This is a genomic window from Photobacterium lipolyticum (assembly GCF_003026475.1).
GTDB classification, from domain to species: Bacteria; Pseudomonadota; Gammaproteobacteria; order Enterobacterales; family Vibrionaceae; genus Photobacterium; species Photobacterium lipolyticum.
This window is the reverse complement of record NZ_PYMC01000015.1, coordinates 1-20879: the sequence shown is the minus strand read 5'-3', so window position 1 is coordinate 20879 and position 20879 is coordinate 1. Positions and strand designations below refer to the sequence as shown.

Genomic DNA, 20879 nt, shown 5'->3' with positions numbered 1-20879 from the left:
AGGTTCACTGGTGTAGTATTTAGTAACTTGGTTTTTTTATAACGTTTGTTTTTCGTAACCACCGTTACTGTACTGATAGATCATGAGGGTATGGGCATGTTAAGTAAATTCGAACAAGTTCAGCAACAGTGGGGCGGCACCAGCGATGTCATCGATCACTGGCTGATGTCCCGGCAGCAATTACTGATCGACTACTGTAAACTGGCAGGTCTGCCTCCTTTTGAAAATAATTCACGCCAATTACCAACCTCCAGCCAATTACAACTCTTTTGCCAACAAGTTGTTGACTATATTTCTGCCGGCCATTTCAAAATTTATGATATGGTCATGGACAAGTGGAAAACCACAGGCTATTCACCCACCCAAGAAATCTCGCAACTGTACGCTAATATTACCCAAACCACAGATCCAATTCTTAATTTTACCGATCGTTATTGTGCAATTAGCGATGACGATGATATTCCGGATTTAGATCAGGATCTCTCCTCTATCGGTGAGTTAATGGAGCAAAGGTTTGAGTTTGAAGATAATCTGATTGAACTAATCAGCGAAAGTTTAGCCCGTCCGCCCGGCGCTTAATGTTCAGTTAACATGACCGTCCTGAGAAGCAGCTTTTAGCTGCTTTTCGCAGCACTGCCACTTAATCATCAAAATTACCACCTATCCTTTCTCAGCCTTATTCGTGCCGGTAGATAGATCTGGCTTATAAACGCACCGACAACATGGGTAGTTTCATTTCACCCAAAACAAAAAGGCACCCCGAAGGATGCCTTTTTTGCTTATCTAAACTTCAACGATTAATCGTCGCTTAGACCAGCATTTAGTAGTGCAGCAAGGTCTTGAGATGCTTGTTCAGCATCAACCTGCGGTGCTACTGGCTCTAGCTCTGCATCACGGCTACGTTGACGCTGCTGATGGTAAGAGAAACCGGTACCAGCAGGGATCAGACGACCAACGATAACGTTTTCTTTCAGACCACGTAACTCATCACGCTTACCAGAAACCGCAGCCTCTGTTAGTACGCGAGTCGTTTCCTGGAACGAAGCTGCCGAGATGAACGATTCTGTCGCTAGCGACGCCTTGGTGATACCTAACAGGTCACGGCTAAATGTCGCTGCTGCTTTACCTTCAGCTTCTAGCTTGCGGTTAGCAACATTCAGGCGAGAGAACTCTACCTGCTCACCTTCAAGGAACTCAGAGTCACCAGTCGAAGTGATCGTTACCTTACGAAGCATCTGACGAATGATAGTCTCAATGTGCTTATCATTAATCTTAACGCCCTGTAGACGGTAAACTTCCTGAACTTCGTTAACGATGTACTCAGCAACAGCGTGAACACCACGTAGACGCAAGATATCATGTGGAGCTTCTGGACCATCCGCGATCACATCGCCACATTCAACCTTCTCACCTTCGAATACGTTAAGCTGACGCCACTTAGGGATCATCTCTTCGTATGGCTGGCCATCACTTGGCGTGATGATCAGACGACGCTTACCTTTCGTTTCTTTACCGAAAGAAACAGCACCTGTAATTTCCGCTAGGATTGCAGGCTCTTTTGGCTTACGTGCTTCGAACAGGTCAGCAACTCGTGGCAGACCACCGGTGATGTCTTTAGTACCGCCAGATTCCTGAGGAATACGCGATAACGTTTCACCAATGCCTACTAGCGCGCTGTCTTCAAGCTGAACAATCGCTTTACCCGGCAAGAAGTACTGAGCTGGCATATCAGTACCAGGGATCATTACATCATGACCATTGTCATCAACAAGCTTAACCGTTGGACGCATATCTTTACCGGCACTGGTACGCTCTGCAGCGTCAAGTACAACGATAGAAGACAGGCCTGTTAGCTCATCCGTCTGACGAGTAACAGTCACACCATCAATCAAGTCAACGAACTGAACGCGACCAGCTACTTCAGTGATGATAGGCATTGTATGCGGGTCCCAGTTTGCAACAGTTTCTGCTGCAGTCACTGAATCACCATCACCTTTAGTTAGCATGGAACCGTAAGGAAGCTTGTAGCTTTCCTTGGTACGACCAAACTCATCAACAACGGTCATTTCTGACGCACGGGAAGTAATAACCAGCTTACCTTCGCTGTTCGTTACGTACTTCGCGTTGTGAAGTTTCATCGAACCTGTGTTCTTAACCTGGATGCTGTTTTCTGCTGCCGCACGAGATGCCGCACCACCGATGTGGAACGTACGCATCGTAAGCTGTGTACCCGGCTCACCGATAGACTGAGCAGCGACGACGCCGACTGCTTCACCGGTGTTAACCAGATGACCACGAGCCAGGTCACGACCGTAACAGAACTTACAACAACCAAAGTCATTTTCACACGTTACAACCGAACGTACCTTAACTTGGTCAACTGAGTTCTCTTCCAGAATGTTACACCACTTCTCATCAAGAAGGGTGTTACGTGGCGCAAGGACTTCTTCAGTACCAGGCTTAAGTACATCTTCAGCAACAACACGACCAAGAACGCGATCACCAAGTTGCTCTTTAACGTCACCACCCTCGATAAGAGGCATCATGGTAATACCAGCGTGCGTACCACAATCATCGGCAGTAATTACTACGTCTTGTGCTACGTCTACTAGACGACGTGTCAGGTAACCGGAGTTCGCTGTCTTCAGTGCGGTATCCGCTAGACCCTTACGAGCACCGTGAGTAGAGATGAAGTACTGCAGTACGTTCAGACCTTCACGGAAGTTCGCAGTGATCGGTGTTTCGATGATTGAGCCATCCGGCTTAGCCATCAGGCCACGCATACCAGCAAGCTGACGAATCTGCGCCGCAGAACCACGAGCACCGGAATCGGCCATCATGTAAACGCTGTTGAACGATTTCTGCTTCTCTTCTTCGCCGTCACGGTTAATCACGGTGTCGAAGGACAGGTTATCCATCATCGCTTTAGCAACCTGCTCATTGGCAGTTGCCCAGATATCAATCACTTTGTTGTAACGTTCGCCGGCAGTTACCAGACCAGATTGGAACTGTTCTTGGATTTCTGCGACTTCAGCTTCAGCTTCAGCGATCTTAGTGTATTTCTCAGCAGGAACGACCATATCGTCGATACCAACAGAAACACCAGACAATGCAGCGTAAGCAAAACCTGTGTACATAATTTGGTCAGCAAAAATAACGGTATCTTTCATGCCCAACTTACGGTAACACGTGTTCAGTAGGTTAGAGATTTGCTTCTTACCTAGCGCTTCAGTGTTCACAAGGCTGTACGGAAGACCTTTAGGAACGATCTGCCACAGGATTGCACGACCAACTGTAGTATCAACTAGCTTAGTTTCAGATGACAAGTTGCCTTGCTCATCATAGAGGTGCTCTGTGATACGAACTTTCACGCGAGCGTGTAGTTCTGCATTCTTCGTACGGTATGCTTTCTCTGCTTCTGCAGGTCCGGCAAGGTACATGCCTTCACCCTTCGCGTTGATTCTGTCACGCGTCATGTAGTAAAGACCCAATACAACGTCCTGAGAAGGTACGATGATCGGATCACCTGACGCCGGCGATAGGATGTTGTTGGTAGACATCATCAGTGCACGAGCTTCAAGCTGCGCTTCCAGAGTTAGAGGTACGTGTACCGCCATCTGGTCACCATCGAAGTCGGCGTTATAGGCCGCACACACTAGTGGGTGAAGCTGAATCGCTTTACCTTCGATTAGTACTGGTTCAAATGCCTGAATACCTAGACGGTGCAGTGTTGGTGCACGGTTAAGCATTACCGGGTGTTCACGAATCACTTCGTCCAGGATATCCCAAACAACCGCTTCTTCGCGCTCAACCATCTTCTTAGCAGCTTTGATCGTAGTCGCAAGACCACGGGTCTCTAGCTTGCCGTAGATGAATGGCTTAAATAGCTCTAGTGCCATCTTCTTAGGAAGACCACACTGATGCAGACGCAGGTATGGACCTACGGTGATAACAGAACGACCTGAGTAGTCAACACGCTTACCAAGAAGGTTCTGACGGAAACGACCCTGCTTACCTTTGATCATGTCAGCCAAAGATTTCAGAGGACGTTTGTTCGAACCAGTGATAGCGCGGCCACGACGACCGTTATCTAGCAATGCATCAACAGACTCCTGAAGCATACGCTTTTCGTTACGTACGATAATATCAGGAGCGGCCAAGTCCAATAGACGCTTAAGACGGTTGTTACGGTTAATTACGCGACGGTACAGATCATTCAGATCTGACGTTGCAAAACGACCACCATCTAGCGGTACCAACGGACGAAGATCCGGCGGTAGAACTGGCAGAACAGAAAGGATCATCCACTCGGGGTTGTTACCTGACTGTAAGAATGCTTCAACAAGCTTTAAACGCTTGGTTAATTTTTTGCGCTTGGTTTCAGAGTTAGTTTCTTCTAACTCTTCACGCATGTTTTCGATTTCAGCATTCAGGTCCATATTACCTAGTAATGCTTTAATCGCTTCTGCGCCCATTTTAGCGTCGAATTCGTCGCCCCATTCTTCAAGTGCATCCAGGTACTGCTCTTCTGACAGTAGCTGACTACGCTCAAGGCTGGTCATTCCAGGTTCGATGACAATGTACGATTCAAAGTAAAGTACACGCTCGATGTCACGCAGCGGGATGTCCATTAACAAACCGATACGAGATGGCAGTGACTTAAGGAACCAGATGTGGGCTACAGGTGAAGCAAGCTCAATGTGACCCATACGCTCACGACGTACTTTGGTCTGAGTAACTTCAACACCACATTTTTCACAAATCACACCACGGTGCTTGAGGCGCTTATATTTGCCACAAAGACACTCGTAGTCTTTTACTGGGCCAAAGATACGTGCACAGAAAAGGCCGTCACGCTCAGGCTTAAAGGTACGGTAGTTGATGGTTTCTGGCTTTTTAACTTCACCAAAAGACCATGAACGGATCATGTCAGGTGAAGCAAGACCGATTTTGATTGCATCAAATTCTTCGGTCTTATGTTGTGCTTTCAGAAACTTAAGTAAGTCTTTCACATTCGGCTCCTGTGAGGAGTTGACCCATAAAGGCGCCAGTCTTCTGGCGCCTTCATATTTATACCGGAGTAACTAATAAGCTTGGTAAACCAAGTCTTATTCGTCTTCCAGCTCGATGTTGATACCCAACGAGCGGATTTCTTTCAACAATACGTTGAATGATTCCGGCATACCAGGTTCCATACGATGATCTCCGTCGACGATGTTTTTATACATCTTCGTACGGCCGTTAACGTCATCTGACTTAACGGTTAGCATTTCTTGAAGTGTATATGCTGCGCCGTATGCTTCAAGCGCCCATACTTCCATCTCACCGAAACGCTGACCACCGAACTGAGCTTTACCACCCAGCGGCTGCTGAGTAACAAGGCTGTAAGAACCGGTAGAACGGGCGTGCATCTTGTCATCAACCAAGTGGTTCAGTTTCAGCATGTACATGTAACCAACTGTTACAGGGCGCTCAAACATGTCACCGGTGCGACCGTCAAACAATTTCAGCTGACCAGACTCAGGCAAGTCACCAAGCTTCAACAGTTCTTTGATTGACGCTTCTGGAGCACCATCAAATACTGGCGTTGCGATTGGCAGGCCTTTACGCAAGTTCTGAACCAATGTCATCACTTCTTCGTCTGACAGAGCAGCAATGTCGACGTTCTGGCGAGTATCACCCAGATCGTAAACTTTCTGTAGGAAGTTACGGAACTTATGTAACTCCTGTTGCTGCTTCAGCATCTCGTTGATCTTGTCACCGATACCTTTCGCTGCAAGACCCATATGAGTCTCCAGGATCTGACCGATGTTCATACGAGATGGTACACCCAGTGGGTTCAGAACAATGTCGACAGTCTGACCTTTTTCATCGTACGGCATATCTTCAACAGGGTTGATCTTAGAGATTACACCCTTGTTACCGTGACGACCCGCCATCTTATCACCAGGCTGGATACGACGTTTAACAGCTAGGTATACCTTAACAATTTTAAGGACACCCGGTGCTAGGTCATCACCCTGTGTGATCTTACGACGCTTAGTTTCAAACTTCTTATCAAACTCAGCTTTCAATTCGTCGTACTGCTCTGCCAACTGCTCCAGTTGGTTTTGCAGTTCTTCGTCATCTAGCGTTTGAGCAAACAGTGTTTCACGGTTCATTGAAGAAAGCTTATCTTCGCCGTAACCCGCAGAAAGTAGAAGCGTACGAACACGAGCAAGAAGACCACCCTCAAGGATCTGGAATTCTTCTGTGATATCTTTTTTCGCTTCTTTCAGCTGCATTTCTTCGATTTCAAGCGCACGCTTGTCTTTTTCTACGCCATCGCGAGTAAAGACTTGAACGTCGATGATGGTACCAGACACAGAGTTTGGTACACGTAGAGAAGAGTCTTTAACGTCAGACGCTTTCTCACCAAAGATTGCACGCAGTAGCTTCTCTTCCGGTGTAAGCTGAGTTTCACCCTTAGGTGTCACTTTACCTACCAGAATATCGCCACCTTTCACTTCAGCACCGATGTAAACAACACCAGATTCATCCAGCTTAGAAAGCGCAGCTTCACCCACGTTAGGGATGTCAGCAGTGATTTCTTCAGAGCCCAGTTTCGTGTCACGCGCCACACAAGAAAGCTCTTGAATGTGGATTGTTGTCAGGCGATCTTCCTGTACAACACGCTCAGAAACTAAGATGGAATCCTCAAAGTTATAACCATTCCAAGGCATGAACGCGATACGCATGTTCTGGCCAAGTGCAAGCTCACCCAGATCGGTCGAAGGACCATCTGCAAGTACGTCACCACGAGCCACTGGTTCACCCGGCATCACGGTTGGACGCTGGTTGATACAGGTGTTCTGGTTAGAACGGGTGTACTTAGTTAGGTTATAAATATCGATACCAGCTTCGCCTGGTACTAGCTCGTTTTCGTTCACTTTAACAACGATACGAGAAGCATCGACAGACTGAACCTGACCGCCACGTTTAGCTACGGCGGTTACACCGGAGTCAACCGCTACAGAGCGCTCAATACCTGTACCAACCAACGGCTTATCAGCACGCAATGTTGGAACAGCCTGACGCTGCATGTTCGCACCCATAAGTGCACGGTTAGCATCATCGTGCTCTAGGAATGGGATCAGGGATGCCGCCACAGATACAACCTGGTTGGTTGCAACGTCCATGTACTGAACATGGTCGCGTGGGTGCAAGCCAGAATCACCTTTCTGACGGGCAGTAACAAGTTCATCACTGAAGCTACCATCTTCTTCCAGCGCAGCATTCGCCTGAGCGATAACATACTGGCCTTCTTCAATAGCAGACAGGTAATCGATTTGGTCAGTAACGCTACCATCAACCACTTTACGGTATGGAGTTTCTAAGAAACCGTAAGAGTTACAACGCGCAAATACAGACAGCGAGTTGATTAGGCCGATGTTTGGACCTTCCGGCGTTTCGATTGGACATAGACGACCGTAGTGAGTCGCGTGTACATCTCGAACTTCAAAGCCAGCACGTTCACGAGTCAGACCACCTGGACCAAGCGCCGAAATACGACGTTTGTGAGTAACTTCTGACAACGGGTTGTTTTGATCCATAAACTGAGACAGCTGAGAAGAACCGAAGAACTCCTTAACTGCAGCAGAAATTGGCTTAGCATTAATCAGGTCTTGCGGCATGATCGCATCAAGATCGCCAAGGCTCAGACGTTCTTTAACAGCACGCTCAACACGAACTAGACCAACACGGAACTGGTTTTCAGCCATTTCGCCAACTGAACGAATACGACGGTTACCCAGGTGGTCGATATCATCAACTTCACCACGGCCGTTACGAATTTCGATCAGTTTACGCATAACATCAATGATGTCTTGATTGTCAAGCGTACCAGAACCTGTGATCTCATCACGAAGAAGAGAACTGTTGAACTTCATACGACCAACAGCTGACAAGTCATAGCGATCTTCAGAGAAGAACAGGCTATTAAACAGTTGTTCAGCAGCTTCGCGTGTAGGCGGCTCACCAGGACGCATCATGCGGTAGATTTCAACTAGCGCACTTAAACGGTCAGTGGTGTTGTCGACACGCAAGGTATCAGACATGTACGGGCCGTAGTCTAGGTCGTTCGTAAACAGAACTTCAATAGACTTATGACCAGCCTGCGACAGTAGCGCTAGAGATTCCAGGCTTAATTCCTGGTTAGCAGCGACAATTAGCTCGCCAGTTTCTTCGTTCACGTAATCACGTGATGCGATTTTACCGACGATATATTCAACAGGAACTTCAATGTGATCAACACCGTCTTTGCCTAACTGGCGAATATGACGAGCGGTGATACGACGACCTTGCTCTACGTAGGTTTTACCGTTCGCTTCAATATTGAAGCTTGCAGTTTCGCCACGTAGACGATCAGGCACCAGTTCCATAACCAGTGACTTACCCTGAACTTCGAAGTTAACTTTATCGAAGAACATATCAAGGATCTGCTCAGTGGTATAATCCAATGCACGCAGAATGATTGAAGCTGGTAGCTTACGACGACGGTCGATACGTACGAATACGTTATCCTTAGGATCAAACTCGAAATCCAACCATGAACCACGGTATGGGATTACGCGTGCGTTATATAACACTTTACCTGAGGAGTGGGTTTTACCCTTATCGCTGTCGAAGAAGACACCCGGGCTACGGTGCAGCTGGGATACGATAACCCTCTCGGTACCGTTAATAACGAAAGTACCGTTATCTGTCATGAGCGGAATTTCGCCCATGTAAACTTCTTGTTCTTTAATGTCTTTTACAGTGCCAGCCGGCGCGTCTTTGTCATACATGACAAGACGTAGCTTCACACGTAGTGGTGCAGAGTAAGTTACGCCACGAATTTGACATTCTTTGACATCGAAGACCGGCTCACCGAGACGATAGCTAACGTATTGCAGCTCGGAATTGCCGTTATAGCTCTGAATTGGAAAAACAGAACGAAAGGCAGCTTCTAGACCGTAATGCCCTTCTGGATCCTGCTCGATGAACTTCTGAAAAGAATCAAGCTGGATCGACAGCAAGTATGGTGCATCCAAAACGCGTGGACGCTTACCAAAATCCTTACGGATACGCTTTTTCTCGGTATAAGAGTAAACCATAGGTTCCTCAGATCGCTAATAAGTGATCCAAACTGTCCAACCAGGGGACAGTGACTAATAACACTGTTTATTGTAGGAACAACTCTGAAGAATCAGGGCTGTTTTTTGCATGAATAATGGTTACAAAACAATGTGAAAAATACCATTACCCTACAGCGCAAAAAGGCCGGTGGCATTCAGCCACCAGCCATTAGCCTTTACAGGCTAAGAAATTAAGTAATAATTACTTAATTTCAACAGTAGCACCAACTTCTTCTAGCTGAGCTTTAAGAGCTTCAGCTTCAGCTTTCTCAACGCCTTCTTTTAGAGGTGCTGGAGCGCCGTCAACTACTGCTTTAGCTTCTTTAAGACCTAGGCCAGTTGCGCCACGTACAGCTTTGATAACTTGTACTTTCTGTGAACCAACAGCTGTTAGGATTACGTCAAACTCAGTTTGCTCTTCAGCTACTTCAGCTGCGCCGCCTGCTACAACTGCTGCTGCAGCTGAAACACCGAATTTTTCTTCCATAGCTTCGATAAGCTCAACAACTTGCATTACAGACATTTCTGCAACTGCGTCTAGGATTTGCTCGTTAGTGATAGACATAACAATTCTCTTTGAAATCAACAATTAATTTAATATAGCGTTCAGATAAAACAGGGGCAATTAAGCCGCTGCTTCTTCTTTCTGATCGCGTACAGCTGCGATAGTACGTACCAGCTTGCCAGCTGAAGCTTCTTTCATGCACATCATTAGGCGCGCAATAGCTTCGTCGTAAGTTGGTAGTGTCGCAAGAATTTCTGCGTCAACAACAGCGCCTTCGAATGCGGCTGCTTTGAACTCGAAATCTTTATTCTCTTTAGCGAAGTCTTTGAAAAGACGCGCTGCAGCACCTGGGTGCTCATTAGAGAAACCGATTAGTGAAGGACCAACGAAAACGTCTTTTAGACATTCAAAATCAGTACCTTCAACTGCGCGACGTGCAAGTGTGTTACGAACAACTTTCAGGTAAACGCCGTTTTCACGAGCTTGTTTACGTAGAGAAGTCATCGCACCAACTGCAACACCACGAGAGTCAGCAACAACTGCAGACAGGGCACCATTGGCAGCTTCGTTGACTTCAGCAACAATTGCTTTTTTGTCTTGAAGATTTAATGCCATTGGATATAGCTCCTGGATTTTTTGCTGGGTTACCCCAGTCATTACACCACTCACTGTCAGAATGACAGGAGAGTCTTACGGCGCAGATCCAAGAAAGACTTACATCAATCATGTTCTGGCACCGTCTACGTAGGTAATATTAAGCTCCTAAGAACGCCTACGGTCTTTGACGAAGGCTAATTTACAAGCAATTAGCCTCAGCCATGAATTTGTGAACGCCAGATTATACACTAACCTGACAATTCTGCAAATTATTATACGTTAGTTTCCAGAGTGTTCTGGTCTAGCGACACACCTGCACCCATAGTGGTAGAGATGCTTACTTTCTTGATGAAAGTACCTTTAGCAGAAGAAGGCTTAGCTTTCTTCAGAGCAACTAGAAGTGCTTCTAGGTTCTCTTTAAGGTTTGCAGCGTCAAAATCTACTTTACCAATGGTAGTGTGGATGATGCCATTTTTGTCGTTACGGTAACGAACCTGACCTGCTTTAGCATTTTTAACTGCTTCAGCAACGTTAGGAGTTACAGTACCAACTTTAGGGTTTGGCATAAGACCGCGTGGACCAAGGATAGTACCTAATTGACCAACAACGCGCATTGCATCTGGAGATGCGATAACAACGTCAAAGTCCATTACGCCTTTCTTAACTTGGTCAGCAAGATCGTCCATACCGATCAGATCTGCGCCAGCTTCTTTAGCTGCTTCTGCGTTTGCACCTTGAGTGAACACAGCAACGCGGATATCACGACCAGTACCGTGTGGCAGTACAGTTGCACCACGTACGTTTTGGTCTGATTTACGAGCATCGATACCAAGGTTAACAGCAACGTCAACGCTTTCTACGAATTTAGCAGTAGCCAGTTCTTTAAGAAGAGCAACAGCTTCGTTGATTTCGTACTCTTTAGTAGAATCAACTTTGTCACGGATTACGCGCATGCGTTTAGTCAGTTTTGCCATTGTCTTAACCCTCTACCACTAGGCCCATTGAACGAGCAGTACCAGCAATCGAACGCTTCATAGCTTCGATGTCAGCACCAGTCATATCGGCTGCTTTAGTTTCAGCAATTTCCTGAATCTGAGCGTCAGTAACAGTACCAACTTTCTCAGTGTTAGGACGGCCAGAACCAGACTTAACGCCTGCTGCTTTCTTAAGAAGAACTGCAGCTGGTGGAGTCTTAGTGATGAACGTGAAAGAACGGTCGCTGTATACTGTGATAACAACAGGAGTCGGAAGACCTTTCTCAACTGAGTCAGTCTTAGCGTTAAACGCTTTACAGAATTCCATGATGTTAACACCGTGTTGACCTAGAGCAGGACCAACTGGTGGACTTGGGTTTGCTGCACCAGCTGCAACCTGCAGCTTGATGTACGCTTCTACTTTTTTAGCCATTGCTATATACCTAAAATTTGGGTTCAAACGTCTATTTTCTAGAAATAGACTCCCCGTCTAACGAAAGGGCGCGAAATTATAGTTCAATCCCCCGCCCCTGACAATACAAACTGATTACTAATCGATCAGTTCTTTTCTACTTGGCCGAACTCTAGCTCAACCGGAGTTGCACGGCCAAAGATCGACACAGAAACTTTCACGCGGCTCTTGGCATAATCCACTTCTTCAACAACACCGTTGAAATCAGCAAATGGACCATCAGTAACGCGAACCACTTCACCCGGCTCGAATACTGTTTTATGGACTGGTGATTCACTCGCCTGCTGCAGACGATTAAGAATCGCATCCGCCTCTTTATCAGAGATAGGAGCAGGACGGTCAGATGTACCGCCAATGAACCCCATTACACGAGGAATACTACGTACCAGGTGCCATGTCTCGTCGTTCATCACCATCTGTACAAGCACATAACCAGGGAAGAACTTACGCTCACTCTTCCGACGCTGGCCAGCACGCATTTCAACCACTTCCTCGGTCGGTACAAGTACCTCATCAAAGTAATCTTCCATGCTGTGCATTTTGATATGCTCACGTAGTGACTGCGCGACACGACCTTCAAAGCCGGAGAAAGCCTGTACTACATACCATCGTTTTTTTGGAGCTTCGCTCATGAACTCTTACCTCACACACCGGTAACTAGGCGGACTAAACGGACCATAATGCCGTCAATTCCCCACAAGGCTAACGCCATAATGACAGTGACGGCTAAAACGATAAAGGTTGTCTGCGTAGCTTCCTGACGAGTAGGCCATACCACTTTGCGGACTTCCATGCGCGATTCACGTCCAAACGTGATCGCGGTTTTACCTTTTGCTGTAAGTGCGGCAATACCACCAGCAGCAGCAACAAGCACTACTATCGCGGCTGCGCGCAACACTACAGAAACATCACTGTACAGGTAATTACCAACCACAGCGGCAGCAAGCAAAGCAAATACAGCGACCCACTTAAGGCCATCCATACTGCTCGGGCTGCTTTGGTTTTCGGCATTCGCTTTCATACAACCAACCTGTAACTAGTCTCAATATAGACGAAAACGACCCCGCTAGTGCGAGGTCCTAAATGAAGGAAAGGACTAAACCTTTAATGACATTATAAAAAACTTCATCTCAACGAACTTCTACTCTACGCCTTTGACTAAAAATTACACGAATAAAAAATCAGACGCAGAAAAGGGCATCAAATGATGCCCTTTTGGTACCTTGTCGTCAAATCTTATTCGAAGATCTTAGCAACAACACCAGCACCAACTGTACGACCGCCTTCACGGATCGCAAAACGCAGACCTTCATCCATCGCGATTGGGCAGATTAGAGTCACTTTCATCTGAACGTTATCACCAGGCATTACCATTTCAATGCCTTCTGGTAGCTCGATAGTACCAGTTACGTCAGTTGTACGGAAGTAGAACTGTGGACGGTAGCCCTTGAAGAATGGAGTATGACGGCCACCTTCATCTTTAGACAGAACATAAATTTCTGACTCAAAAGTGGTGTGCGGAGTAATTGAACCTGGCTTAGCAAGAACTTGACCACGCTCAACTTCGTCACGCTTAGTACCACGCAGAAGAACACCAACGTTCTCACCAGCACGACCTTCGTCAAGAAGCTTACGGAACATCTCTACACCAGTACAAGTCGTAGTGATGGTTTCTTTGATACCAACGATAGCAACTTCGTCACCAACGCGAACAATACCTTGCTCAACACGACCCGTAACAACAGTACCACGGCCTTGGATTGAGAATACATCTTCGATAGGAAGGATGAACGGCTTGTCAATTGCGCGCTCTGGCTCTGGGATGTAGTTATCTAGAGCTTCAGCTAGTTCAACGATTTTATCTTCCCACTGAGCTTCACCGTTAAGTGCGCCTAGTGCAGAACCCATGATTACTGGGCAGTCATCGCCTGGGAAGTCGTATTCAGAAAGAAGCTCACGAACTTCCATTTCTACCAGTTCTAGTAGCTCTTCATCATCAACCATATCACATTTGTTCATGAATACGATGATGTAAGGAATACCAACCTGGCGACCAAGAAGGATGTGCTCACGTGTCTGAGGCATAGGGCCATCAGTTGCAGCAACAACCAGAATACCGCCATCCATCTGTGCAGCACCGGTGATCATGTTTTTAACATAATCGGCGTGTCCTGGGCAGTCAACGTGGGCGTAGTGGCGAGATGGCGTATCGTACTCTACGTGTGAAGTAGAAATTGTGATACCACGCTCGCGCTCTTCTGGAGCGTTATCGATTGATGCGAAGTCACGTGCGGCACCACCGTAAACTTTTGCCAAAACTGTACAGATAGCAGCAGTTAGAGTCGTTTTACCATGGTCAACGTGGCCGATAGTACCAACGTTAACGTGTGGCTTAAGACGTTCAAATTTTTCTTTAGACATAGATAGTCCCTCTAGACACGGCATTAGGTGGCATTACGACCACACAACCAAACATGGGTTTGTAGAGTATATATCAAATGGTTTGAGAGCGACTTGGAGAAGGGATGGTGCTGATAGGCGGATTTGAACCGCCGACCTCACCCTTACCAAGGGTGCGCTCTACCAACTGAGCTATATCAGCACACAAGAAGTGTGGAGCGGGCAGCGGGAATCGAACCCGCATCATCAGCTTGGAAGGCTGAGGTAATAGCCATTATACGATGCCCGCAAACTCGTAACTCGTAGAGCTATCAAACTACTTGAAAATGGTGGAGGGGGAAGGATTCGAACCTTCGAAGGCGGAGCCGTCAGATTTACAGTCTGATCCCTTTGGCCACTCGGGAACCCCTCCAGGGGTATAGCTAAAACTGGTGCCGACTACCGGAATCGAACTGGTGACCTACTGATTACAAGTCAGTTGCTCTACCTACTGAGCTAAGTCGGCGTAATTGCTGCGCATTCTAGTTAATCATTTATAGGCTTGCAATACCTTTAAGAGTTTTTTTTATTTTTTTTCCTTAACCGTCTCAAATTTAATCATCATCGGCATTTTGCGTACAGGGCCAATCCTTCCAAGACCAACTCCGAACGATGCAAATAGCGTTTTGACCAAGGTGTCGGTAGATGACGCATACCTCCGCCACATAAGATCACTTCAGGGCTCGTTCCAAGTTTCTCTTTTGCCTGCTTGAGGCCATATTCGATTAACCCGACCAGTGCTGCCCGACAGCCATTTTTCAGACCATCCGCCGTATTATCTGCGAATGTTATATGTTCCCCATGCTCACGATCAGAGAAAACTTTACGGGTATTTTCCAGTACCGATTGCATCATTAACTGATAACCGGGTGCAATCCAGCCCCCCAAATGCTTGCCGTCTTCAGCCAGCACATCAAACGTCAATGCGGTACCAATATCGACAATGACTGTTGGCTTTTTAAACTCTTGTCTGACAGCGACAAGGGTTAGCCAGCGATCTACACCAAGGTATTGATATTCAGAATAGGCATTCTTAACACCAAAGTCTTTACGTAGCGTCTTCACTTGCATGACCGGGATATTAGCCATCTGAGCAATGCGTTGGATTGAATTATCAACCTCAACAGGCCCGACACTGGCAAACACTATTCTATGAATTCCTTTTTCTAATAGTGGCTCAAGTACCATTTCTAATTTACGGCTAGGGTAACGGCCTAACAGTTCAAAATTTCCAGATTCAAATAATTGGGCAACTTTGACATAGGTGTTACCCGCTTCAATTAATAATTGCATCAACAACCTCTAAGGCTGATTTCACCACCGATATACGGCTCTATACCCGCATCGGTTTCAAGTAATAAGGCACCCTGTTTATCAATGCCGCGGGCAATTCCTTCTACCACACGTTCACCTATCAATAATTTAACAGGGCGGTTCAAAAAGTTATCTAATTTATTCCAACGATCGATAAAACCATCGAGACCGATTTGCTCATAAGCCGTTAGCGTTTGATGTAGTCGCTCAATCAATACCGCGGCTAATTGGTTTCGCTCAGGTAGGTCATCACACGCCTGTACCAGATTGGTCCAAGCCTGATCAATATCTGTTCCTTCCTGATCAGTCATTGCAACATTGAGCCCCATACCTATAACTAGATGGGCAGCTTCTCCCGTCTGGCCTGTCATCTCAATCAGAATACCGGCCAACTTCTTATCTTTATAATACAAATCATTAGGCCATTTCACTCTAATCTCGTCAGCACCCAATGTTTGTAAAGCTTCAGCAATAGCGATGCCAACAACAAGGCTCAACCCCATCGCAGCTGCCATCCCGGCATCAAGTCGCCAATACATAGAGAGATACAAATTACTACCAAAAGGAGACAGCCATTGCCGTCCCCGACGCCCTCGACCAGCCTGCTGATATTCAGCCAAACAAACTGCACCTTGAGGTAACTGGCCGACCCGGTCGAGTAGAAATTGATTAGTCGAATCGATAACGGGTATGAGATCTAAGTTTGAGCACTTTACCTGAGCTAAAATTTTATCGCAATCAAGCAGTTCCAATTTTGATGCCAGGCTATAGCCTTTCCCCTGCACTCGGTAGACATCTAGACCCCAGCCCTGTAATTGCCTGATATGTTTGCTTATTGCGGCTCGGGAAATTCCAAGAGACTCTCCCAAAGCTTCTCCTGAATGAAATTTACCATCAGACATCATGGCCACTAATGCCAAACGTGTAGAGTGTTCTTTCATGACATAACCTCTGCCAACTTGGTTTCTTTCTCTGCAGCCATAAAACGTACTTCATGCTCTAGAGTGACAGCAAACTTCTCTTCAACCGTAAAGACAACATCTCGTGCAAGAACAAGCACATCCCTGGCAATTGCCTGTGCGTGGTTGACCAATACCAGTGCTTGTTGCTCATGCACTTTTGCCCCTCCCACCTGATAGCCTTTCAGGCCACATTGATCAATCAACCAGCCAGCGGCCAGCTTGAAGGATCCATCCGCCATTTCATAACTTGGCATGCTCGGATAAACCGCCATTAGCTGCTCTCGCTTGGTCTTATCAACGACAGGGTTCTTGAAAAAACTACCTGCATTGCCTAATACCGCGGGATCCGGCAGCTTCTGCTGGCGGATACGGCATACTTCATCAAATATTTCTTTGGCTGTTACGGTCTCAGAGGCAAACTGTGCCAGAAGGCCGTAACTGATATTAGGACGCCACGCTTTAGGCAGTTTTAATCCTACAGCAACTATCGCATGGGTATTTTTCAGTGCATGCTTGAAAATAGAATCTCGGTAGCCGAACTGACAATCTGAAGCCAATATTCGGGAAGGTTTGCCTGTGTTCAGCTCAACCGCATCGACATACTGGCAGACGTCCTTCAGTTCAACACCATACGCACCAATATTCTGGATTGGCGATGAGCCCACGCAGCCAGGGATCAAGGCCAGATTTTCCAAACCCGGCATATTATTTTCCACAGACGAGAGAACCAGCTGATGCCAGTCTTCACCGGCTCCGACATGCAATAAATACTCATCCGCCGTTTCCGTTATATCAATGCCAGTAATACGATTTAATACAATCACGCCAGCGTAGTTTTCACAGAACAACAAGTTGCTGCCCTGGCCAACAATCAACTTGGGCAAAGCCCGATACTGCTCATCCTGCCAAATTGCCACCAGATCCTGAGCGGATTCAACAACAATAATGCGCTCCGCTGTTACCTCGATACCGAAGGTGTGAAAAGGTGCCAGTGACCTTTCTTGCAAAACTTTCATGCTAATATCGAACCATACCTTTTATACTATTGGCTGCATTTTAACTGATTCATCCTAACTACGCAGTGTTTTCCCATGAGCAAGATTAAATTCCACCCTTTAGAACCTCTACGTTTCCCACTGATTAATCGCTTCTATAAATCCTATTATCCAGCCGGAAAAGCTAAAAGAGATGAAATCATCTGGATAGGAGAGAATACCAGCGGGATAATCTGCTGTGTCAGATTCAAGCAATTTGAATCTTACCAATTGCTCACCGGTATGTTAGTCCACCCGGAACTTCGAAGTTGCGGTATCGCCAAGCAACTGATCACAGCGACCAATGAACAGTTAATCCACACGCCATGCTTCTGCTTTGCCTTTAATCATCTGGAAAAATTGTATCAGGACTCAGGTTTTACAGTGATAGCAGATAATGAGTTACCAGAGCCTTTGGCTAGCAGGATCCAGCGCTATCGTCTGAGTGGTAAAGAGCTGATTGCAATGCGATATCAACACTAATTTACAGTTTTCAGCCCATCCGTGACACAAGCCAGTATTGGTATACATGGAATTAGATGATTTTCTGGTATAATTGCTCTCTTAATTAACAGATTTATCTTATTATAGGTCGCATAAACGAGGCGATAATGGATTCAGCTATTGCTAACAGGCAACGCATTGAGCAATTGCCATGTATTGCACACAAGCCGGAAGATTTAGAGACACTTCTAGATGCAGGATCTTTCCGTGAACGGCTACATAAGGAAATAACCCAAGCCAAACAACGTATTTATCTTGTTGCATTATATCTGCAAGACGATGAAGCGGGCCGGGGTATTTTGACTGCGCTTTATGAAGCGAAACAAGCAAATCCTGAGTTAGACATCAAAGTACTTGTTGATTGGCACCGTGCCCAACGAGGACTCATTGGTGCAGTGAAATCAGATGGTAATGCGGCACTATATCGTGAATTCGCAGAAACCTACCAACATCAGATTGATGTGTTAGGAGTACCGGTACGTAACCGAGAAGTGTTCGGCGTTCTTCACCTTAAAGGCTTTGTGATCGATGATAAAGTTATCTATAGCGGTGCTAGCCTGAACGATGTATACCTTGCACAACATCAACGTTATCGTTATGACCGTTATCACGTCATACAAAATGTAAACCTCGCAGATAGCATGGCTAGGTTCATCGTTGAGACTCTGGCTAATAGTGATGCCGTCAATTGCTTAAGTCAGCCCATTCGTCCAGAGACCAAAGCATTAAAAGGTGCCATCAAAGATCTTCGCAGTCAATTACAGCATGCGAGCTATTCTTTCTCTCCGGATTCTATCGCTGACGATCAGGTAGGCCTGACACCGCTTATAGGTCTGGGTAAGCGAAAGAATAAGCTGAATCAACATATTTGCACGTTGATTGCGAGCTCACAGAAAGAACTGACTATCTGCACACCTTATTTTAACTTTCCACGCATAATTAGCCGTGAAGTTAAAAGAGCTATCCGACGTGGTGTAAAGGTAACCATTGTTGTTGGTGATAAGACAGCAAATGACTTTTACATCCCGCCTAGCGAGCCATTTAAAACGATTGCTGGTCTGCCTTATTTATATGAAGTTAATCTTCGTAATTTCGCTAAGCAAAACGAAGCCGCGATTGCTCGTCGTCAGTTAGCTATTCACCTTTGGAAGCACAATGACAACAGTTTCCATTTAAAAGGGATCTGGGTTGATCGTAGCTATATGCTGATCACAGGCAATAACCTTAACCCTAGAGCCTGGAAGCTTGACTTGGAAAATGCCATCTTGGTGCATGATAAGAACCAGCTATTGGCAGAACAGAAGCAGCAAGAGCTTGATTGCATTTTGAGCCATACTCAACTTGTCGGTAGCTATAAGTTTATCGAAAAAGTCGACACTTACCCTGCTCAGGTTAGAAAGCTGATTAAGCGTATCCGCCGAATTAAAGCCGATCACATCCTTAATCAGATTCTTTAAGGACTCAAAGCCTAACTAGCGCAGCCATTGATATTGATCCTCAGCGTACATTCAGTTCCCTGTACCAGAAGAGGATCAAATTTTTCTGTTCTCAATCCCCAGCGGATTTACAGATACTGACCAAAGATGTGTATTCGGCCAACGCTATCTGGGTTGTTGATAGTCAAAATAATATGCTAGCCACTTCTCACTTCAACGCTGACTTAACCAGTACAACTCATACTAGACCTGCCACACCTAGCATTGAAGCGATTCCCGACCAACTGTTACTGATTATGTAAAACCATTCTAGGTAAAAATATGATCAAATTCAGGCTATCTATTTCCTCTAGTTTTCTTGCCATGGATAGCCTTAATAATATCGACTTTAAATCTCTTGCCAGTAAACAAAAATCTATCCAGATGAAAATGCGCTTATTGGCACTTGCCCATTTTCAAGATGGCCACTCACGCACTCAAATTGCTAATTTCTTAAAGGTTAGTCGTACCAGCGTTAACAAATGGGTTCAGGTTTTTCTTGAGGAAGGACTAGAAAAACCTCGCACTGGACGTCCTGCTTTTCTCTCTAATCTAAAGAAGCAACAGCTAGCCAAGTACATCGAAGAGAACGCGACTAAACCCGATGGCGGCAGACTCACAGGCTATGATATTCATGGCTATATAAAACGGACATTTGGTAAAGATTACCACTCGGACTACATCTATATCTTGCTCAAAAAAATGGGCTTTTCATGGATAACCTCTCGCTCAAAGCACCCTAAACAGTCTGATAAAATCCAAGAGGATTTTAAAAAAATTCAAAATTGAAACGATCCTTAAGATCCCCGGGCATATAGGGCTTGAGAGTGTTGACGTTTGGTTTCAAGATGAAGCAAAGTTTGGTCAGCAGAACACAACGACCAGGCTTTGGGCAAAAACAGGAACACATCCACGAGTTATCAAACAACAACAGTTCGAGTATGCGTATCTCTTTGGTTCAGTTTGCCCTGGCCCTGGCCCTGGCCCTGGAATAGGAGAAGCAATTGTTGCCCCTTGGACCAATAAAGATGCCATGAGACAGCATCTCCAGCAAATATTCAATGTAACAGAAAAAGGGAGGCATGCTGTTGTGATAATGGATGGTGCTGGGTGGCACACCGAAGACACTGTTCATCAGTATCATAAAACTCCCGCCATATTCACCTGAGCAGAATTCAATAGAGCAGGTTTGGAGTTGGATGAGGCAGCACGCAAAGAGTAACGAAGATGTGCACTAGAAGCTGGATCAACCTGACCAGTTAATTAGCTAGAATGGTATTGATCCAAACGCATCGAGTAGGGTGAGGCGTTACCGCCTTAACCCTCTCACAGAACCGTACGTACGGACCTCGTATACGGCTCCTGCATACCCATGTTCAGCTCTGCGCTGAACACATACCCTGTCCTTACATGCTCAAGATTCACCAGACCAAGTTCGTCGAACCATT

The 20879-nt window shown here is 46.0% G+C and carries 16 protein-coding genes, 4 tRNA genes and 1 pseudogene; 5 read left to right on the top strand and 16 right to left on the bottom strand.

All coding sequences use genetic code 11. The features are described 5' to 3' along the window. Window positions 1-96: 96 nt before the first annotated feature. Window positions 97-579 carry a sigma D regulator gene (gene rsd, locus C9I89_RS17445; RefSeq protein WP_107284596.1) on the top strand — a complete coding sequence of 161 codons (483 nt, stop codon included), beginning with the start codon at window positions 97-99 and terminating at the stop codon, window positions 577-579. 218 nt (window positions 580-797) lie between these two features. Here the strand turns inward: rsd and rpoC are convergent, their stop codons facing one another. The 16 genes from rpoC to murB form a co-directional block, all read right to left on the bottom strand. After that, the gene (gene rpoC / locus C9I89_RS17440; protein ID WP_107284595.1) at window positions 798-5012 is read right to left on the bottom strand and encodes a DNA-directed RNA polymerase subunit beta'; all 4215 of its coding nucleotides are present in this window, start codon (window positions 5010-5012) and stop codon (window positions 798-800) included. A gap of 96 nt (window positions 5013-5108) precedes the next feature. Further along, entirely contained in the window at window positions 5109-9134 is a 4026-nt protein-coding gene (gene rpoB / locus C9I89_RS17435; RefSeq protein WP_107284594.1) for a DNA-directed RNA polymerase subunit beta, read from the bottom strand. Between the two features lie 223 nt (window positions 9135-9357). Then, a complete protein-coding gene (gene rplL / locus C9I89_RS17430) occupies window positions 9358-9720 on the bottom strand; it encodes a 50S ribosomal protein L7/L12 (RefSeq protein WP_107284593.1) in 363 nt (120 codons plus the stop codon). 60 nt (window positions 9721-9780) lie between these two features. Continuing rightward, the gene (gene rplJ / locus C9I89_RS17425; protein ID WP_107284672.1) at window positions 9781-10275 is read right to left on the bottom strand and encodes a 50S ribosomal protein L10; all 495 of its coding nucleotides are present in this window, start codon (window positions 10273-10275) and stop codon (window positions 9781-9783) included. A gap of 254 nt (window positions 10276-10529) precedes the next feature. Beyond that, a complete protein-coding gene (gene rplA / locus C9I89_RS17420) occupies window positions 10530-11231 on the bottom strand; it encodes a 50S ribosomal protein L1 (RefSeq protein WP_107284592.1) in 702 nt (233 codons plus the stop codon). Window positions 11232-11235: 4 nt separating this feature from the next. Then, window positions 11236-11664 carry a 50S ribosomal protein L11 gene (gene rplK, locus C9I89_RS17415; protein ID WP_107284591.1) on the bottom strand — a complete coding sequence of 143 codons (429 nt, stop codon included), beginning with the start codon at window positions 11662-11664 and terminating at the stop codon, window positions 11236-11238. Between the two features lie 125 nt (window positions 11665-11789). Beyond that, the gene (nusG, locus tag C9I89_RS17410) at window positions 11790-12335 is read right to left on the bottom strand and encodes a transcription termination/antitermination protein NusG (RefSeq protein ID WP_107284590.1); all 546 of its coding nucleotides are present in this window, start codon (window positions 12333-12335) and stop codon (window positions 11790-11792) included. A gap of 11 nt (window positions 12336-12346) precedes the next feature. After that, window positions 12347-12724 (bottom strand): preprotein translocase subunit SecE, encoded by a 378-nt coding sequence (gene secE, locus C9I89_RS17405; protein WP_107284589.1) that lies wholly within the window; start codon window positions 12722-12724, stop codon window positions 12347-12349. 215 nt (window positions 12725-12939) lie between these two features. Next, entirely contained in the window at window positions 12940-14124 is a 1185-nt protein-coding gene (tuf, locus tag C9I89_RS17400) for an elongation factor Tu (RefSeq protein WP_107284588.1), read from the bottom strand. Window positions 14125-14229: 105 nt separating this feature from the next. Beyond that, window positions 14230-14305, bottom strand: a tRNA-Thr gene (locus C9I89_RS17395). Between the two features lie 12 nt (window positions 14306-14317). After that, window positions 14318-14392, bottom strand: a tRNA-Gly gene (locus C9I89_RS17390). A gap of 38 nt (window positions 14393-14430) precedes the next feature. Continuing rightward, a tRNA-Tyr gene (locus C9I89_RS17385) sits at window positions 14431-14515 on the bottom strand. A gap of 17 nt (window positions 14516-14532) precedes the next feature. After that, a tRNA-Thr gene (locus tag C9I89_RS17380) sits at window positions 14533-14608 on the bottom strand. Between the two features lie 95 nt (window positions 14609-14703). Continuing rightward, a complete protein-coding gene (locus tag C9I89_RS17375) occupies window positions 14704-15435 on the bottom strand; it encodes a type III pantothenate kinase (protein ID WP_107284587.1) in 732 nt (243 codons plus the stop codon). After that, window positions 15435-16397, bottom strand: coding sequence for a bifunctional biotin--[acetyl-CoA-carboxylase] ligase/biotin operon repressor BirA (gene birA, locus C9I89_RS17370; protein WP_107284586.1), 963 nt, complete (start codon window positions 16395-16397; stop codon window positions 15435-15437). The genes C9I89_RS17375 and birA overlap by 1 nt, the downstream gene beginning before the upstream one ends. Then, window positions 16394-17434: a UDP-N-acetylmuramate dehydrogenase gene (gene murB, locus C9I89_RS17365; RefSeq protein WP_107284585.1), complete on the bottom strand. Its 1041-nt coding sequence runs from the start codon at window positions 17432-17434 to the stop codon at window positions 16394-16396. Before murB ends, birA begins: the two co-directional genes overlap by 4 nt. Window positions 17435-17509: 75 nt before the next feature. Between murB and C9I89_RS17360 the strand changes: the two genes are divergently transcribed. The 4 genes and pseudogenes from C9I89_RS17360 to C9I89_RS23075 all read left to right on the top strand — a co-directional run bounded on the left by C9I89_RS17360 (window position 17510) and on the right by C9I89_RS23075 (window position 20669). Further along, window positions 17510-17935 carry a GNAT family N-acetyltransferase gene (locus tag C9I89_RS17360; RefSeq protein ID WP_107284584.1) on the top strand — a complete coding sequence of 142 codons (426 nt, stop codon included), beginning with the start codon at window positions 17510-17512 and terminating at the stop codon, window positions 17933-17935. Window positions 17936-18063: 128 nt separating this feature from the next. Beyond that, a complete protein-coding gene (pssA, locus tag C9I89_RS17355) occupies window positions 18064-19413 on the top strand; it encodes a CDP-diacylglycerol--serine O-phosphatidyltransferase (RefSeq protein WP_107284583.1) in 1350 nt (449 codons plus the stop codon). A 300-nt stretch (window positions 19414-19713) separates the two neighbouring features. Then, window positions 19714-20220: a helix-turn-helix domain-containing protein gene (locus C9I89_RS23080; RefSeq protein ID WP_425440422.1), complete on the top strand. Its 507-nt coding sequence runs from the start codon at window positions 19714-19716 to the stop codon at window positions 20218-20220. Next, window positions 20180-20669 (top strand): annotated as a pseudogene (locus tag C9I89_RS23075) (IS630 family transposase). Before C9I89_RS23080 ends, C9I89_RS23075 begins: the two are co-directional and overlap by 41 nt. The last annotated feature ends 210 nt before the right edge of the window (window positions 20670-20879 follow it).

Excerpts from the sequence above, each read along its gene's own strand:
- rsd (WP_107284596.1), top strand. The coding sequence starts at position 97 with ATGTTAAGTAAATTCGAACAAGTTCAGCAACAGTGGGGCGGCACCAGC.
- rpoB (WP_107284594.1), bottom strand. The coding sequence starts at position 9,134 with ATGGTTTACTCTTATACCGAGAAAAAGCGTATCCGTAAGGATTTTGGT.
- rplL (WP_107284593.1), bottom strand. The coding sequence starts at position 9,720 with ATGTCTATCACTAACGAGCAAATCCTAGACGCAGTTGCAGAAATGTCT.
- rplJ (WP_107284672.1), bottom strand. The coding sequence starts at position 10,275 with ATGGCATTAAATCTTCAAGACAAAAAAGCAATTGTTGCTGAAGTCAAC.
- rplA (WP_107284592.1), bottom strand. The coding sequence starts at position 11,231 with ATGGCAAAACTGACTAAACGCATGCGCGTAATCCGTGACAAAGTTGAT.
- rplK (WP_107284591.1), bottom strand. The coding sequence starts at position 11,664 with ATGGCTAAAAAAGTAGAAGCGTACATCAAGCTGCAGGTTGCAGCTGGT.
- nusG (WP_107284590.1), bottom strand. The coding sequence starts at position 12,335 with ATGAGCGAAGCTCCAAAAAAACGATGGTATGTAGTACAGGCTTTCTCC.
- secE (WP_107284589.1), bottom strand. The coding sequence starts at position 12,724 with ATGAAAGCGAATGCCGAAAACCAAAGCAGCCCGAGCAGTATGGATGGC.
- tuf (WP_107284588.1), bottom strand. The coding sequence starts at position 14,124 with ATGTCTAAAGAAAAATTTGAACGTCTTAAGCCACACGTTAACGTTGGT.
- C9I89_RS17375 (WP_107284587.1), bottom strand. The coding sequence starts at position 15,435 with ATGCAATTATTAATTGAAGCGGGTAACACCTATGTCAAAGTTGCCCAA.
- birA (WP_107284586.1), bottom strand. The coding sequence starts at position 16,397 with ATGAAAGAACACTCTACACGTTTGGCATTAGTGGCCATGATGTCTGAT.
- murB (WP_107284585.1), bottom strand. The coding sequence starts at position 17,434 with ATGAAAGTTTTGCAAGAAAGGTCACTGGCACCTTTTCACACCTTCGGT.
- C9I89_RS17360 (WP_107284584.1), top strand. The coding sequence starts at position 17,510 with ATGAGCAAGATTAAATTCCACCCTTTAGAACCTCTACGTTTCCCACTG.
- pssA (WP_107284583.1), top strand. The coding sequence starts at position 18,064 with ATGGATTCAGCTATTGCTAACAGGCAACGCATTGAGCAATTGCCATGT.
- C9I89_RS23080 (WP_425440422.1), top strand. The coding sequence starts at position 19,714 with ATGATCAAATTCAGGCTATCTATTTCCTCTAGTTTTCTTGCCATGGAT.